The organism is Alcaligenes sp. SMD-FA (assembly GCF_025960365.1).
GTDB lineage: Bacteria > Pseudomonadota > Gammaproteobacteria > Burkholderiales > Burkholderiaceae_B > Alcaligenes > Alcaligenes aquatilis.
In genome coordinates this window covers 419,265-432,879 of sequence record NZ_CP110108.1, presented here as the reverse complement: position 1 = coordinate 432,879, position 13,615 = coordinate 419,265, and the positions used below count along the sequence as shown (strand labels likewise).

15 protein-coding genes and 1 riboswitch are annotated in these 13,615 nt (G+C 57.4%); of the genes, 10 read left to right on the top strand and 5 right to left on the bottom strand.

All coding sequences use genetic code 11. The features are described from left to right. Nucleotides 1-17: 17 nt before the first annotated feature. Nucleotides 18-109, bottom strand: a riboswitch (S-adenosyl-L-homocysteine riboswitch). Between the two features lie 196 nt (nt 110-305). Continuing rightward, nucleotides 306-1,469: a methionine adenosyltransferase gene (gene metK, locus OKX01_RS01935; RefSeq protein ID WP_108728209.1), complete on the bottom strand. Its 1,164-nt coding sequence runs from the start codon at nt 1,467-1,469 to the stop codon at nt 306-308. Between the two features lie 237 nt (nt 1,470-1,706). Between metK and OKX01_RS01930 the strand changes: the two genes are divergently transcribed. From OKX01_RS01930 to OKX01_RS01910, 5 genes are read left to right on the top strand one after another with little or no spacing between them, the layout of a single operon-like run. After that, entirely contained in the window at nt 1,707-2,561 is an 855-nt protein-coding gene (locus tag OKX01_RS01930; RefSeq protein WP_264672361.1) for a lysophospholipid acyltransferase family protein, read from the top strand. Continuing rightward, nucleotides 2,558-3,448 carry a lysophospholipid acyltransferase family protein gene (locus tag OKX01_RS01925; protein WP_094195472.1) on the top strand — a complete coding sequence of 297 codons (891 nt, stop codon included), beginning with the start codon at nt 2,558-2,560 and terminating at the stop codon, nt 3,446-3,448. The genes OKX01_RS01930 and OKX01_RS01925 overlap by 4 nt, the downstream gene beginning before the upstream one ends. Nucleotides 3,449-3,455: 7 nt before the next feature. Beyond that, complete coding sequence (dapF, locus tag OKX01_RS01920; protein ID WP_264672360.1) at nt 3,456-4,379, top strand: diaminopimelate epimerase; 924 nt, start codon at nt 3,456-3,458, stop codon at nt 4,377-4,379. Nucleotides 4,380-4,381: 2 nt separating this feature from the next. Beyond that, a complete protein-coding gene (locus OKX01_RS01915; protein ID WP_094195470.1) occupies nt 4,382-5,059 on the top strand; it encodes a DUF484 family protein in 678 nt (225 codons plus the stop codon). Then, entirely contained in the window at nt 5,047-6,087 is a 1,041-nt protein-coding gene (locus OKX01_RS01910) for a tyrosine recombinase XerC (RefSeq protein ID WP_413544459.1), read from the top strand. The genes OKX01_RS01915 and OKX01_RS01910 overlap by 13 nt, the downstream gene beginning before the upstream one ends. Nucleotide 6,088: 1 nt before the next feature. On the opposite strand, the gene OKX01_RS01905 is transcribed toward OKX01_RS01910, so the two are convergent. Genes OKX01_RS01905 through OKX01_RS01890 form a run of 4 tightly spaced genes read right to left on the bottom strand, consistent with a single transcriptional unit; the run spans nt 6,089 to nt 8,874 of the window. Further along, nucleotides 6,089-7,099 (bottom strand): metal ABC transporter substrate-binding protein, encoded by a 1,011-nt coding sequence (locus OKX01_RS01905; protein ID WP_264672359.1) that lies wholly within the window; start codon nt 7,097-7,099, stop codon nt 6,089-6,091. Further along, entirely contained in the window at nt 7,099-7,998 is a 900-nt protein-coding gene (locus tag OKX01_RS01900; protein ID WP_094198243.1) for a metal ABC transporter permease, read from the bottom strand. The genes OKX01_RS01905 and OKX01_RS01900 overlap by 1 nt, the downstream gene beginning before the upstream one ends. Further along, nucleotides 7,998-8,720, bottom strand: coding sequence for a metal ABC transporter ATP-binding protein (locus OKX01_RS01895; protein WP_094195467.1), 723 nt, complete (start codon nt 8,718-8,720; stop codon nt 7,998-8,000). Before OKX01_RS01895 ends, OKX01_RS01900 begins: the two co-directional genes overlap by 1 nt. A gap of 4 nt (nt 8,721-8,724) precedes the next feature. Further along, nucleotides 8,725-8,874 carry a hypothetical protein gene (locus tag OKX01_RS01890; RefSeq protein WP_162988085.1) on the bottom strand — a complete coding sequence of 50 codons (150 nt, stop codon included), beginning with the start codon at nt 8,872-8,874 and terminating at the stop codon, nt 8,725-8,727. Nucleotides 8,875-8,955: 81 nt separating this feature from the next. Here OKX01_RS01890 and OKX01_RS01885 point away from each other — a divergent pair, with 81 nt between their 5' ends. From OKX01_RS01885 to hslU, 5 genes are all read left to right on the top strand, one after another. After that, nucleotides 8,956-9,447: a Fur family transcriptional regulator gene (locus OKX01_RS01885; protein WP_094195466.1), complete on the top strand. Its 492-nt coding sequence runs from the start codon at nt 8,956-8,958 to the stop codon at nt 9,445-9,447. A gap of 199 nt (nt 9,448-9,646) precedes the next feature. Next, the gene (locus tag OKX01_RS01880) at nt 9,647-10,741 is read left to right on the top strand and encodes a CobW family GTP-binding protein (RefSeq protein WP_094198242.1); all 1,095 of its coding nucleotides are present in this window, start codon (nt 9,647-9,649) and stop codon (nt 10,739-10,741) included. An 82-nt stretch (nt 10,742-10,823) separates the two neighbouring features. Then, nucleotides 10,824-11,261, top strand: a complete 438-nt coding sequence (gene dksA / locus OKX01_RS01875; protein WP_026484112.1) for an RNA polymerase-binding protein DksA — start codon at nt 10,824-10,826, stop codon at nt 11,259-11,261. A gap of 283 nt (nt 11,262-11,544) precedes the next feature. Continuing rightward, nucleotides 11,545-12,078 (top strand): ATP-dependent protease subunit HslV, encoded by a 534-nt coding sequence (gene hslV / locus OKX01_RS01870; RefSeq protein WP_094195464.1) that lies wholly within the window; start codon nt 11,545-11,547, stop codon nt 12,076-12,078. 17 nt (nt 12,079-12,095) lie between these two features. After that, nucleotides 12,096-13,433: an ATP-dependent protease ATPase subunit HslU gene (hslU, locus tag OKX01_RS01865; RefSeq protein ID WP_094195463.1), complete on the top strand. Its 1,338-nt coding sequence runs from the start codon at nt 12,096-12,098 to the stop codon at nt 13,431-13,433. Nucleotides 13,434-13,615 lie beyond the last annotated feature (182 nt).

Genomic DNA, 13,615 nt, shown 5'->3' with positions numbered 1-13,615 from the left:
GCAGCCCGCCATGCAGGTCGTGGTGAGCGTCGTTCTCCAAGGTGGATACCACCTATCCATGCCCCGAGCCTGGCAAGACGAGTGTCTTGTCGCAACGCCCCTCGAGGATGGCAAATTAATGTGGGTGATTGTACCCGTTTGGATCGTCTTGGGAAGACGGCTCCCGGGGTAAAAATCATAATTTCTTCTTGCGAGACGGGCCGGGGCCTGCCTCTTTCAGCGTTGCGGGCAGCCCGGTTTTCCGGCCCCGACAACGCTGTATCACTGCTGCAAAGCGCCGCCCGCAAGCGGCCTTTGCACACTGCTTAGATAGCCTGACGCAAAGCCTGGGCCTTGTCCGTGGCTTCCCAGCTGAACTCGGGCTCGCTGCGGCCAAAGTGACCGTAGGCAGCAGTCTTGGTGTAGATGGGACGCTGCAGATCCAGCATTTCGATGATGCCGCGTGGGCGCAGATCGAAATGTTGGCGCACCAGCTTGGCGATCTCGGTATCCGAAATCACGCCGGTGCCTTCGGTGTAGATGGTGATATTGATTGGCTCAGCCACACCAATGGCGTAGCTCAACTGCACCTGACACTGACGGGCCAGACCGGCTGCCACAATGTTCTTGGCGACATAACGAGCGGCGTAGGCTGCGGAGCGATCCACTTTGGAGGGATCCTTTCCGGAGAACGCACCACCGCCGTGAGGGCATGCGCCACCGTAGGTGTCCACAATGATCTTGCGGCCAGTCAGACCACAATCGCCTTGAGGGCCACCAATCACGAACTTGCCAGTGGGGTTCACCAGGAAGCGGGTCTTTTCGGTCAGCAGGTCCGATGGGAAGCATGGACGAATGATGTGTTCGATCACGGCTTCGTGAATGTCTTTCTGGGACATTTCAGGAGCATGCTGCGTGGACAGAACCACGGTATCCACTTCGGTAGGACGGCCATCCACGTAGCGGAAGGTGACTTGAGATTTGGCGTCAGGACGCAACCAGGGCAGACGACCATCTTTACGCAGTTCGCTCTGACGCTGCACCAGACGGTGGGCGTACCAGATAGGAGCCGGCATCAGATCAGGCGTTTCGTCGCAGGCGTAGCCAAACATCAGACCCTGGTCGCCAGCGCCTTGGTTCAGCAGCTCTTCAGGGCTGCGGTCCACACCTTGGGCGATATCGGGTGATTGCTTGTCGTAGGCCACCAGCACAGCGCAAGACTTGTAGTCGATGCCGTAATCGCCATTGTCATAGCCAATGCGCTTGATGGTGTCACGGGCCACCTGGATGTAATCCACATTGGCGTGCGTGGTGATCTCGCCAGCCAGCACCACCAGCCCGGTATTGCACAAGGTCTCGGCAGCAACACGCGCCTGAGGGTCCTGCTCGAAAATAGCGTCCAGGATGGCGTCGGAAATCTGGTCGGCAACCTTGTCGGGATGGCCTTCAGAGACAGATTCGGAAGTAAAGAGAAAGTCGTTGTTGCTCACAGCGTAGCTTCCTTGAATAAGGGCTGATAATCAGCACGAGGTTGAACAAACTGCGTTGCACCTCGAAGCCAGCGATGTGGATACGATAGACGGGGCGCGACGCTTTAGCGGTTTATAGTGGGCAGCTCGCTGCCTGATCGCTCCGCAAGTTGTCGTTTAACTCAGCGATACAATCTATTTTAAGCGAAAATACATATTTGTTTCAGCAAAACTTCACACTAAAGGATTGCCTGGCCCATGCTAGTGGCTCTTTTGCGCTTGATGGCTCGCCTGCCCTTACCCGTCCTGCATGGCCTGGGTAGAGCCGTAGGCCGACTGATTTACGCCTTTCCCGGACGCTATCGCCGTCGTCTGCAAAGCCACTGTCGCCAAGCGGGCTACGATTCGCCCGCTTTCTTTCGGCAAGCTGCCGCAGAGACTGGCGCCATGATTATGGAAACCCCGCGCGTCTGGCTGTATCCACAAGCCTGTCTGGATCGCTGCACGATCGACAACCTGCCCCTGGTCCAGGAAACGCTGGCCGAAGGTCGCGGCATACTTTATCTGACCCCGCACCTGGGCTGTTTTGAAATGATTGCGCGCTATTTTTCCGGCGTGGATCCGATGACTGTCATGTTCCGCCCGCCTCGCCAAGCGTTTCTGGAACCCTTGATGGTCGAGTCCCGTGAGCTACCAGGCCTGCATGCCGTACCGGCCAATATCAAAGGCGTGCGCGAACTGGTCCGTGCTTTTCGCCGAGGCGAGTCAGTTGGCATGCTGCCCGATCAAGTTCCTAGTGGTGGCGATGGTGTATGGGCACCTTTTTTTGGCCGCCCCGCGTTGACCATGACGTTGGCCGGCAAACTGGCCCGTCAGTCCAATGTGCCCATCATCGTGACAGCCGCCGAGCGTTTGCCCAAAGGTCGTGGTTTTCACATTCACACCCTGCGCCTGCCCGAGCCTTTGCCCGAGGACCCCACAGAGCTTGCCACCCTGATTAACGCATCCATGGAAATCATGATTCGGCGCTTTCCAACCCAGTATCTCTGGGCCTATAACCGCTACAAGATTCCGCATGACGCGCCCCCTTTGCCTGGCGATGCCACACCATGAGTTTTAATTCTTATCCACTGCTCAAATCCGTTTTTACCTACTTTGGCCGTGCCTCGGTGCGCTCGCGCCAGCGTTGGGGTGCCGTGTTGGGCGCACTGGTGCATCGCTTTGCCTCCCGCCGCCGTCACATTGTTCGTACCAACCTGGATTTGTGCTTTCCCGACACACCCGAAAGCACCCGGCGTGAATGGGAAAAGCAGCACTTTCGCCTGCTGGCTCAATCCTATCTGGATCGGGGCCTGCTCTGGTTTGGTCTGCCCAGCACCATTCTGAACACGCTGCACCTGACGGGCGAAGAACACATTACCCAGGCGCTGGAACAGGGCCGCAAGGTCATGCTACTGGTGCCTCATTTCCTGGGTATGGATGCCGCTGGCACACGGCTGTCCATGTCCATCTCGCCTTTGGTCGCTTTTTACACACCGCAGCGCGATCCTCATGTAGATCGCCTGATGTATGAAGGCCGCAGCCGCTTTTCCTCGGTCCCGCTGATTTCCCGCAAAGACGGGATCCGTGGCCTGATGCGCGCGCTGCAAAAGGGCCAGCCAATTTATTACCTCCCTGATATGGACTTCGGCGCCAAGGGCTCGGCCTTTGTGCCCTTTTTCAATGTCCCGGCCGCCACCCTGCTGTCCACTGCCCAGATTGCCCGCAATCAGGATGCGCTGGTCATTCCCGTGATTTCCCGCTTGGATGCCCAGACGGGCCACTACCATATTCAGGTGCTCGAACCCATGACTGACTTTCCCGGCGAAGGCACTCTGGAAGAGGCCACCGAGCGCATGAATGCCCTGATCGAAAAATATGTGCGCGAAGATCCGCCGCAGTATTATTGGGTACATCGACGCTTCAAAACCCGCCCTGAAGGTCAACCTGGCATCTACTAGACCCATCATGCACAGTCCCACCGCCCCCCAACCCGTTTCCTCCCTTTGGCGTTTCAGCAAAATGCACGGAGCGGGCAATGACTTTGTCATGCTCGACGGTGTGACGCAGCCTATTAAACTGACACCGGAACGGGCCCGCGCCCTGGCAGATCGCCACTTCGGAATTGGTGCCGACCAGATCTTGCTGGTCGAGGCCGCCACCGACACAGAGGCCGACTTCCGCTATCGCATCTTCAATGCAGACGGCAGCGAGGTTGAACATTGCGGTAACGGTGCTCGTTGTTTTGTCCGCTTTGTACACGAACAAGGTCTGTCGTCGGCCAACCCTTTACGGGCGCAGATCCGTACCGGCATCATCAGCCTGTATAACGACCCACAACGCGGCGTGGACGTCATGATGGGCACCACCCGCTTTGCGCCAGCCGATGTGGGTTTTGACCATACCGGGCTGGAAACGCGCGACCAAGGCGACGACACCTTGTGGCTCTTGCCTGTGCCCGGTCAAGCGGCCCCCGTGGCCTTGTCGCTGGTCTCGATTTCCAACCCGCATGCCGTGCAGGTCGTGGACGATGTAAAGCAGGCGCCGGTTGCTACGGTAGGCCCCTTCATCGAATCCCACCCTCGTTTTGCCCACAAAGTGAACGCGGGTTTCATGCAGGTGATTGATCCCCACCACATCAAGCTGCGCGTCTACGAGCGCGGGGCCGGTGAAACCTTGGCCTGCGGTACAGGCGCGTGTGCGGCTGTGGTAGCGGGTATACGGCGGGGATTGCTCCAAAGCCCGGTTGTCGTTGATACTCGTGGAGGCAGTTTGCGCATTGAGTGGGACGGGCAGGCGCTACGCATGAGCGGCCCGGCCCAAACTGTCTTTACCGGACAAGTCGATATCGATGCACTGTGTGCATCCTTAGCCAGAAAGGAAATCTTCTAGACATGGATACCCCCAACAGCCTTAGCGCCGTGGAAGTGGCCCAGTTTTTGAAAGCCAACCCTGATTTTTTCGACGCACACGCCGACGTTTTTGCCAAACTGATGGTGCCTCATCCACACCAAAGCCGCGCTATTTCCCTGGGCGAGCGCCAAATCATGTTGCTGCGCGAGCGCGGCAAAAAAACCGAGCGTCAACTGGCTACGCTGGTCGCCAATGCCCGTGGCAATGAAAAGATTTCACGCCAACTGCATCAATGGAACTGCCAGATGCTGGCCGAGTCCGATCCCGACGCCCTTCCCGCCCTGATTTGCAGCAGCCTGGAGCGCATTTTTGAAATGCCCGTGGTGCGCCTGCACTGCTGGAACCCGGACGAAGTCCTGGCCGATGACGCACTGGCCAGTTGGGCTCACACCTTGATCACCCCCTATTGCGGGGCCCGACGCGAACAGGAATTTCTGGCCGATTTGCAACAAGACGCGCAATCGGTAGCCATCGTGCCTTTGAAATCCCCCGAGTCAAACATCTTGTTTGGTCTGCTGGTTTTGGGCTCGCCCGAAGCCACGCGTTTTACTGCCGATATGGGTACGGATTTCCTGGAAGGCGTTGGTGAATTGTGCAGCGCCGCCCTGCAGCGCTTACACAAACCCAGCAGCGTTAATCAAAGCGAATGTCCGGCCTGAAGAAACCAGACCGCCCCCCCGCCGGGAAAAAGCCCAAAAAGCAGCCAGCCGCCTCCCCGGCCCTCAGCCCGGCCATGCAAAGCTGGCTGCATCAACTAAGCCACGAAAAACGCTATTCGGAACACACACTGAGTGCGTACTGCAATGACCTGCGCCATTTGCTGGCGCAGTACCCAGGCACCGACCCCGACACACTCAATCAAAGTCAGTTGCGACAAGCCGCCGCCCGTTTGCATGCCCAAGGCCTGGCCCCACGCAGCCTGGCCCGCATTCTGGCGGCCTGGCGTGGCTACTATCAATCGCGCACCAAAGAACTAGGCTGGCCCTTGAACCCGGCTGCCAGTCTGAAAGCACCCCGGATAGGCCGCCCGTTGCCCAAGGCCTTGTCTGTGGACCAGACCCAGCAGCTACTGGACCGCTCTACGGCCCCGATTCAGGACGATCCGGTCAGTTGGCGCAATCAGGCCATGTTTGAATTGTTTTATTCCAGCGGGCTGCGTTTGGCTGAGCTGGTCAGCCTGGACACACACTATCACCAGGATCCGCAATACCAGTCTAAAAGCTGGTTACTGCTGGATGATCGTGAACTGGTGGTGAGCGGCAAAGGCGGCAAGACACGCCGCCTGCCGGTAGGCGAGAAAGCCTTGCATGCCTTGCAACAGTGGCTGCAAAAACGCCCGGCCCTGGCCTCATTGACGACCAGCGCCGATGCCAGTGCAGCACTGTTTCTGGGAGCCCGTGGAGCCCGTATTCACCCGCGTGTTGTGCAGCAAGAGCTGGAAAACTACGCCCGAGCCAGTGGCCTGCCTGTGCATGTACACCCGCACAGCCTGCGCCACAGCTTTGCCAGCCATTTGCTGCAATCGGCACAAGATTTACGGGCGGTGCAGGAACTATTGGGCCACACCAATATTTCCACGACCCAGATTTATACCCGTCTGGATTTCCAGCATCTGGCCCAGGCTTACGATCAGGCCCATCCTCGGGCACAACGCAAGAACCGGACCAGCGACAAAGCGGATGACTGACTCAGGGCTGTAAAGCCTTGATCAGTTGATCGGTATTCGAGCGCATCATGCCCAAATAGGTATCCACGCCGGATCCGGGCACACCCAAGGCGTCGGAATACAAGGTGCCGCCCACTTTCGCACCGGTTTCCCGAGCGACTTGCTCAACCAGTTTTGCGCTGACCGTGTTTTCGACAAAAATGGCCTGAATCTGCTCGCTGCGCGCTTGCTGGATGATCTGTGCAATATCGCGTGCCGAAGGCTCCGCCTGACTGGACACACCCACCAAAGGAATAAAGCGGATGTTGTAGGCCTTGCCCATGTAGGAGAAGGCATCGTGCGAGGTAATGACCTTGCGCTTGTCTACTGGCACCGCTTGCAGGCGGGTTTTAATGGAGTCGTCCAGTTCCTGAATGCGCTGGGCATAATCCTTGGCACGGCCCTGGTAGTACTGGGCATTGGCCGGATCAGCTTGCTCAAGACCTTTGCTGATATTGCGAACATAGATCTGCGCCAGATCCAGACTTTGCCAGGCATGCGGATCCTGACTGCCATGCTGATGGCTGTGCTCATGGCCGCTGTGGTCTTTCTCGGGCGCGTGTTCATGATCCTGGGCGTGGTCATGCGCAGGCTCGTGGTCGTGGTCGTGGTCGTGGTCAGCATGATCGTCAGCCCCGCCTTCAAACGCCAAAGGCGTAATGCCTTCCGTCGCCACGACCTGCGGGCCCTTATAGCCCGCCGCCTGCTGCAAGCGCGGCAGCCAGGATTCAAACTCCAGGCCATTGACCACCAGCAACTGCGCCTTGGCCAAGGTCTTCGCATCGCTGGGACGCGGCTCAAACGAGTGCGCATCCCCATTGGCAGGCACAATCGTGCTGGCCATGACCTTGTCGCCCCCAATCTCCTTGACCATATCGTTCAGGATCGAAAAACTGCTGACCACTCGCAAGGGTTCAGCCTGTACCGCCAGGCTGGCCGCCAACAAACCCAGGGCCAACACCATGCGGCCTGAATACATGCCTCGCATTTTCATCAATCGTGCTCCAAGAGAGAGGCCATGCGCCGACGCCGTGCACGCCATTGGGAATAAGCACGCAGCAAACCGCCTTGGGGGCCAAAAGTGATAGAAAGAAAATAAAACGCGCCCGCCGCCAGGATAATCGCGGGCGAAGCCGGAACGTTGTAGTAATACGAGAACAGCAGCCCCAGATAGGCGCTGATCATGCCCAACAAAGCCGCCACCAACATTTGTCGACCTACGGAATACACCCAGAACCGGGCCGAGGCGGCGGGCAGCATCATGATCCCCACTACCATCAAAGTCCCCAAAACCTGGAAGCCAGCCACCAGCGTGATGACCAGCATGAACAAAAACAGCATGTGAACCACGGAGCCGCGCCCACCCTGGGTACGCAAAAAAATGGGGTCCATGCACTCCAACACCAACGGTCGGAACACCAGAGCCAGAATAAGCAACGTAATCGTTGTGCTGCCGGTAACCAGCAGCAAAGACGCATCATCCAGCCCCAGCACCGTGCCAAACAGCACATGGATCAAATCCATATTGGAGCCACGCAACGAAACCAGCAGCACTCCCAGTCCCAGCGACACCAGATAGAAGGCCGCAAAACTGGCGTCCTCGCGTTGTGGTGTCAAACGAGCAACCAGCCCGGCCAGCAAAGCGACGACCAGGCCGGTAATCATGCCGCCTATGGCCATCGCACTTAAGGACAAGCCCGCCGTCAAAAAACCGACTGCCACACCAGGCAGGATGGCATGGGCCATCGCATCACCCATCAGGCTCATGCGGCGCAGTACCAGAAATACACCCAAGGGCCCTGCCGCTGCGGCCAAAGCAAAAGACCCGGCCAGCGCGCGCTTCATGAAACCGAAATCGATGAAGGGGCCAAACAGCACATCCATCAGCGCCATCATAGGTAGTCACCCGCACACAAATGGCGAGCCAGATGCAGGTTCTCCGGCGTCAGCACTGCTTCGGTTTGCCCCCAACCCACTACTTGTCCGGCAAGCAGCACGGTTTGCGGAAAACAGCTACGCACCATATCCAGATCATGCAGCACGGCCATCACGGTACGGCCCTGCTTGTGCCAGTCCAGAATCAGGTTCATCAACTCATCCGAGGTTGCGCGGTCCACCGCAGCAAAAGGCTCGTCCAGCAAGAGGATTTGGGCATCCTGCATGATCATGCGAGCAAACAAGGCGCGCTGTAATTGCCCACCCGACAAGGTACCAATGGAGCGACGCGCAAAATCAGCCAGCCCCACCTGCTCCAGCGCATGGCCAAGGCGTTCATGCTCTGCTTTGGGAAAGCCGCCCCAGGCGCCCACGCGCTTCCAGGCCCCCATGGCCACCAGATCATGCACCGTCACCGGAAAGCTTTTATCCAGATCGCCCATTTGCGGCAACAAGGCCAACTGATCCAGAAAGCCACTATCGACAGCAATGCGCCCTTTCAGGGGATTGATCTGTCCGGTCAGCCCTTTGAGCAAGGTGGATTTACCGGCTCCGTTAGGCCCGACAATGGCGGTCAAGGAGCCTCGGGTAAAACAGCCGCTGATATCACGCAGGGCGATTTTGTCTTTCCAGCCCAGCGCCACATGATCCAGCTCGATCAAGGTTTGAGTGGAGGTCATACCCTTACCACGCGCCCAATGCCCAGGCAGTTAGCAACCACAGGGCTGCTGCCACGCACAAGGCGCCCAGTACGCGCTGCCCGGCCGAGGCCAGCAAAAGCGAACGGCGCGGCACCGGACTACGGGAAGTCGAGGAAAATTGAGAACAGGACATGAAACAGGGATAATGCGGCTAGATTGGGAATTTAATTTTTTCCAAATATGTTATAACATAACAAACAGCCTATCAAGCGCCATGCCTGTACATATTCTTACGCCCAACGCTATTGAAGATCAGCTCGCTATCGCTGAACAGCTTTGTCTGGAACGCGGTAAACGGCTGACCTCCATTCGCCGTCAGGTACTGGAAATCCTGATTCAGGCTCAGCGCAGCTTGCGCGCCTACGAACTGCTGGATCTGGTTCGCGAATTTCAACCCGGCGCCAAACCCCCTACCGTTTACCGCGCCCTGGACTTTCTGACTGAAGAAGGGCTGATCCACCGCCTGGATGCCGTCAATGCCTGGACCGCCTGTGTCGATGCCGGGGGCCACCCCCACGACTTGCTGATTGTCTGCACTCAATGCGGCACCGTGGTGGAACTGTGCGCTCCGGACTTGAGCCAAAGGCTGGCTGACTGTGTGCGCGGAGCCGGCTTTGCCCTGTCCGGCCACGAGACCGAGTTGCGCGGCCTGTGCCAACGTTGCGTTGCCGCTAAAAACGAGCGAAAACCCTTATCTGCCCCCTAAAACGTGGTATTTTGCCGCCAATCGGTATATATTCCCCGATCTATTGGCAAACCTCTGTGAATTTTTACAGATCACCGTTTGCCCAACAGGCAAGGCTGTGATGTAATCGCACGTTGTTTTCGTGCGGAGCAGATGGGTGCAGGAAGCCGCGGTTGGTGCCGTGCCTTGTACCTTTCGCCCGCCACTGCGAGGCATGTTTATGAACGCGGCATCAGATCTGAACAACATGGTTCCAGTCACTGTGCTGACTGGTTTTCTGGGCGCTGGTAAAACCACGCTGCTCAAGCGCATCCTGAGCGAATATCACGGTCGACGCATTGCCGTCATCGAAAACGAGTTCGGGCCTGAAGGCATCGACAACGAATTGTTGGTGCAAGACTCCCAGGAAGAAATCGTCGAGCTGAGCAACGGTTGTGTGTGCTGCACCGTGCGCGGCGACCTGATGCGCACCCTGAACGATTTGCGCGTTCGCCGCCAAGCGGGCGAGCTGAAGTTTGAGCGTGTCATCATCGAGACCACCGGCATGGCTAACCCCGGCCCGGTCTGCCAGACCTTTTTCATGGACGATGATATTGCCGACTACTATCGGCTGGACGCGGTCATTACCGTCGTGGATGCCAAACACGGCATGGCCACGCTGGACCAACAAGAAGAAGCCCAAAAACAGGTTGGCTTTGCTGACCGCTTGCTGATCTCCAAAAAAGATCTGGTCAACGATGTAGATTACGAGGCCCTGCGTGCCCGCCTGATCCGCATCAACCCGCGAGCCACCATTACACCGGTTCACTTTGGTGAAACGGACATCAAGGATTTGCTGGAAGTCAGCGGTTTCAACCTGAACTCTATTCTGGACATTGATCCGCAATTTCTGGCAGAGCAACACCCCGATGCGGCGGACGGCCATGATCACCACCACGACCATGGCGATGACGGCGAGTGTGGTCCGAGCTGCGGACACGATCACCACCATCATCACCACGAGCACGCCGCTCACAATGACGAAATCGGGGCTTTCGTGTTCCGCTCGGACCGTCCTTTCGACCCCGAGCGGCTCGAAGACTTCCTATCGGGAATTGTCCAGGTATTTGGACCAGATCTGATGCGCTATAAGGGCATTTTGTATCTGAAGGGCATCAATCGCCGTATGCTCTTTCAAGGCGTACACATGATGATGAGCGCCGAGCCTGGCAATGCCTGGCTGGCCAAAGATAAAAAAGGCACCAAGCTGGTCTTTATTGGCCGCAAATTGCCACAAGACATATTCACCCAGGGCCTGGAGAATTGCCTGGTTTGAATTAATAATTATTCAGTAAATGCGGAGCGATTGCGCGTGACGACAGTTACAGGCTCCCAGACGTCAACAAGAGGTAAGCATCATGGCAACTAAGTCACATGACAGTACTACAACCCTGCTGACCGAGCAGGAGCTTTTGGCGATGCCTGAGTCAGACTACATGAACGCCGCCCAGCTGGAGTTTTTCAAGCATCGCTTGCGCCAGCTAGAGCAAGACATTCTGGCCAATGCGGGCGCCACAACGGAAAACCTGCGTGAAACCCAGTTCGTTCCTGACCCGGCTGACCGTGCCACGATCGAAGAAGAACACGCTCTGGAGCTGCGCACCCGCGATCGTGAGCGCAAGCTGCTCAAGAAAGTGCAACAGTCCATCGCCCTGATCGATTCGGGCGAATACGGCTGGTGTGAGGAAACCGGCGAGCCCATCGGCCTGCCCCGTTTACTGGCACGTCCCACGGCCAACCTGTCTCTGGAAGCCCAGGAGCGTCGCGAGAAGCGCCAAAAAATGTTTGGGGATTAAACCCTCTGACACCCGCGTTTGAAGTACGTAAAACCCTCCCGTAAGCAAATAGGCAATGGGAGGGTTTTTTACTTCCTGGACCACGAGTCGCTTCATAACAATGCACGTTATCGCCTGGCCTGCGTCGCCAGTCATCTCGATGGAAGAAAGAGAACCCAAGCGCCAGAACTGAACAAAAAACTGTTCGGCTACACCAGCTGCATCAACAAATTTACAGGCTTGCATATTGATCCTTGAAATTTCCTGCCGGGCCCCCAAATGGGAACCTTAAAGGAAGGAAATCATGGAACAATTTCACGCCACTACTATTGTCTGTGTACGCCGCGGAGATCAGGTCGCCATTGGCGGCGATGGTCAGGTCACCCTGGGCAATGTTGTCATCAAGGGCACAGCCCGCAAGATTCGCCGTTTGTACAACGACAGCATCCTGGCCGGCTTTGCCGGTGCGACGGCCGACGCATTCACTTTGCAAGAGCGCTTTGAAGCGAAGCTGGAGAAGTACCAGGGCAACTTGCTGCGCGCTGCCGTCGAACTGACGCGCGATTGGCGCACCGACCGCGTTCTGCGCCGTCTGGAAGCCATGCTGCTGGTGGCGGACAAGGAACACACGCTGGTGCTGACCGGCAATGGCGATGTGCTCGAACCCGAGCATGGCTTGGCTGCCATTGGCTCGGGCGGCTCCTACGCACAATCTGCAGCGCTAGCGTTGCTGCAAAACACCGATATGGCTCCTGCCGAGATCGTTAAAAAGTCCCTGGAGATCGCAGGCGACCTGTGTATCTACACCAACCAGAACCATATCGTCGAAACACTCTGACAGCCGGATACCCCACCATGTCTACACCTAATATGACTCCCGGAGAAATCGTCTCCGAACTGGACAAGCATATCGTTGGCCAGGGCAAGGCCAAGCGTTCTGTCGCCGTGGCCCTGCGCAATCGCTGGCGCCGCCAGCAGGTTACCGAGCCTTTGCGCAGCGAAATCGTACCCAAGAACATTTTGATGATCGGCCCCACCGGCGTGGGTAAAACCGAAATCGCCCGCCGTCTGGCCAAACTGGCCAATGCGCCTTTCATCAAGGTCGAAGCCACCAAGTTCACAGAAGTGGGCTATGTAGGCCGCGACGTTGAAACCATCATCCGCGATCTGGTGGATATTTCGGTCAAGCAGACCCGCGAGATCGAAATGCGCCGTGTACGCACCCAGGCCGAGGAAGCCGCTGAAGACCGCATTCTGGACGTGCTGGTGCCCCCTTCGCGCGATGCCCACGGCCAGCCCCAACGTGAGGATAACTCCGCACGCCAGGTATTTCGCAAGCGCCTGCGTGAAGGCAAGCTGGACGATACCGAGATTGAAATCGAAATGGCCCAGGCCATGCCTCGCATGGAAATCATGGCCCCTCCCGGCATGGAAGAGATGACCGAGCAACTGCGTGGCATGTTCTCTGGTCTGGGACAGGAAAAAACCAAGGCTCGCAAGCTGACCGTCAAAGAAGCCTTCAAGCAACTGACCGAAGAAGAAGCGGCCCGTCGCGTCAATGAAGACGATTTGCGCACCGCTGCAGTGGCCAACGCCGAACAGAACGGCATTGTGTTCCTGGACGAAATCGATAAAATCACTGCCCGTGGCGAGAGCCAAGGCAGCGGTGGCGACGTGTCCCGCCAAGGTGTGCAACGCGATCTTCTGCCTTTGGTGGAAGGCACCAGCGTCACCACCAAATACGGTGTGGTGCGTACTGACCACATCCTGTTTATTGCGTCGGGTGCCTTTCACTTGTCGCGCCCATCCGATCTGATCCCTGAACTGCAAGGTCGTTTCCCTATCCGCGTGGAACTGGAATCGTTGAGCGCCCAGGATTTCGTACAGATTCTGTCGACCACCGATGCCTCCCTGACCAAGCAATACGCGGCTTTGCTGGGCACCGAAGACGTCAAACTGGATTTCCGTCCCGACGGCATTCAGCGTCTGGCCGAACTGGCTTTCGATGTCAACGAGCGCACCGAAAACATTGGTGCTCGCCGCTTGTACACGGTCATGGAAAAACTGCTGGAAGAACTTTCCTACAGTGCTGGCAGCCACGGTGAACAAAGCGTGGTCATTGATGCAGACTACGTGAACAAACAGTTGCAGGAAACAGCGGCCAGCCAGGATCTGGCACGCTACGTACTGTAAGACACCGGCTTGTCACAATGATAAAAAAGGGGCAGAAAAATCTGCCCCTTTTTTGATCCCGACCCACTGCCCTGAACGCCCAGAGCACCAAGTGGCACTGCTCGTCCCAGTCGTCGGCTTTCTGTGTCAACCGCCTCTATACCTGTCAATGGCACCCTCACGCGCTGATCGATGGCATGTAT

Bases quoted from the DNA above. Each gene is read 5' to 3' on its own strand.
- OKX01_RS01930 (WP_264672361.1), top strand. From the start codon at position 1,707: ATGCTAGTGGCTCTTTTGCGCTTGATGGCTCGCCTGCCCTTACCCGTC.
- OKX01_RS01925 (WP_094195472.1), top strand. From the start codon at position 2,558: ATGAGTTTTAATTCTTATCCACTGCTCAAATCCGTTTTTACCTACTTT.
- dapF (WP_264672360.1), top strand. From the start codon at position 3,456: ATGCACAGTCCCACCGCCCCCCAACCCGTTTCCTCCCTTTGGCGTTTC.
- OKX01_RS01915 (WP_094195470.1), top strand. From the start codon at position 4,382: ATGGATACCCCCAACAGCCTTAGCGCCGTGGAAGTGGCCCAGTTTTTG.
- OKX01_RS01910 (WP_413544459.1), top strand. From the start codon at position 5,047: ATGTCCGGCCTGAAGAAACCAGACCGCCCCCCCGCCGGGAAAAAGCCC.
- OKX01_RS01905 (WP_264672359.1), bottom strand. From the start codon at position 7,099: ATGAAAATGCGAGGCATGTATTCAGGCCGCATGGTGTTGGCCCTGGGT.
- OKX01_RS01900 (WP_094198243.1), bottom strand. From the start codon at position 7,998: ATGGCGCTGATGGATGTGCTGTTTGGCCCCTTCATCGATTTCGGTTTC.
- OKX01_RS01895 (WP_094195467.1), bottom strand. From the start codon at position 8,720: ATGACCTCCACTCAAACCTTGATCGAGCTGGATCATGTGGCGCTGGGC.
- OKX01_RS01890 (WP_162988085.1), bottom strand. From the start codon at position 8,874: ATGTCCTGTTCTCAATTTTCCTCGACTTCCCGTAGTCCGGTGCCGCGC.
- OKX01_RS01885 (WP_094195466.1), top strand. From the start codon at position 8,956: ATGCCTGTACATATTCTTACGCCCAACGCTATTGAAGATCAGCTCGCT.
- OKX01_RS01880 (WP_094198242.1), top strand. From the start codon at position 9,647: ATGAACGCGGCATCAGATCTGAACAACATGGTTCCAGTCACTGTGCTG.
- dksA (WP_026484112.1), top strand. From the start codon at position 10,824: ATGGCAACTAAGTCACATGACAGTACTACAACCCTGCTGACCGAGCAG.
- hslV (WP_094195464.1), top strand. From the start codon at position 11,545: ATGGAACAATTTCACGCCACTACTATTGTCTGTGTACGCCGCGGAGAT.
- hslU (WP_094195463.1), top strand. From the start codon at position 12,096: ATGTCTACACCTAATATGACTCCCGGAGAAATCGTCTCCGAACTGGAC.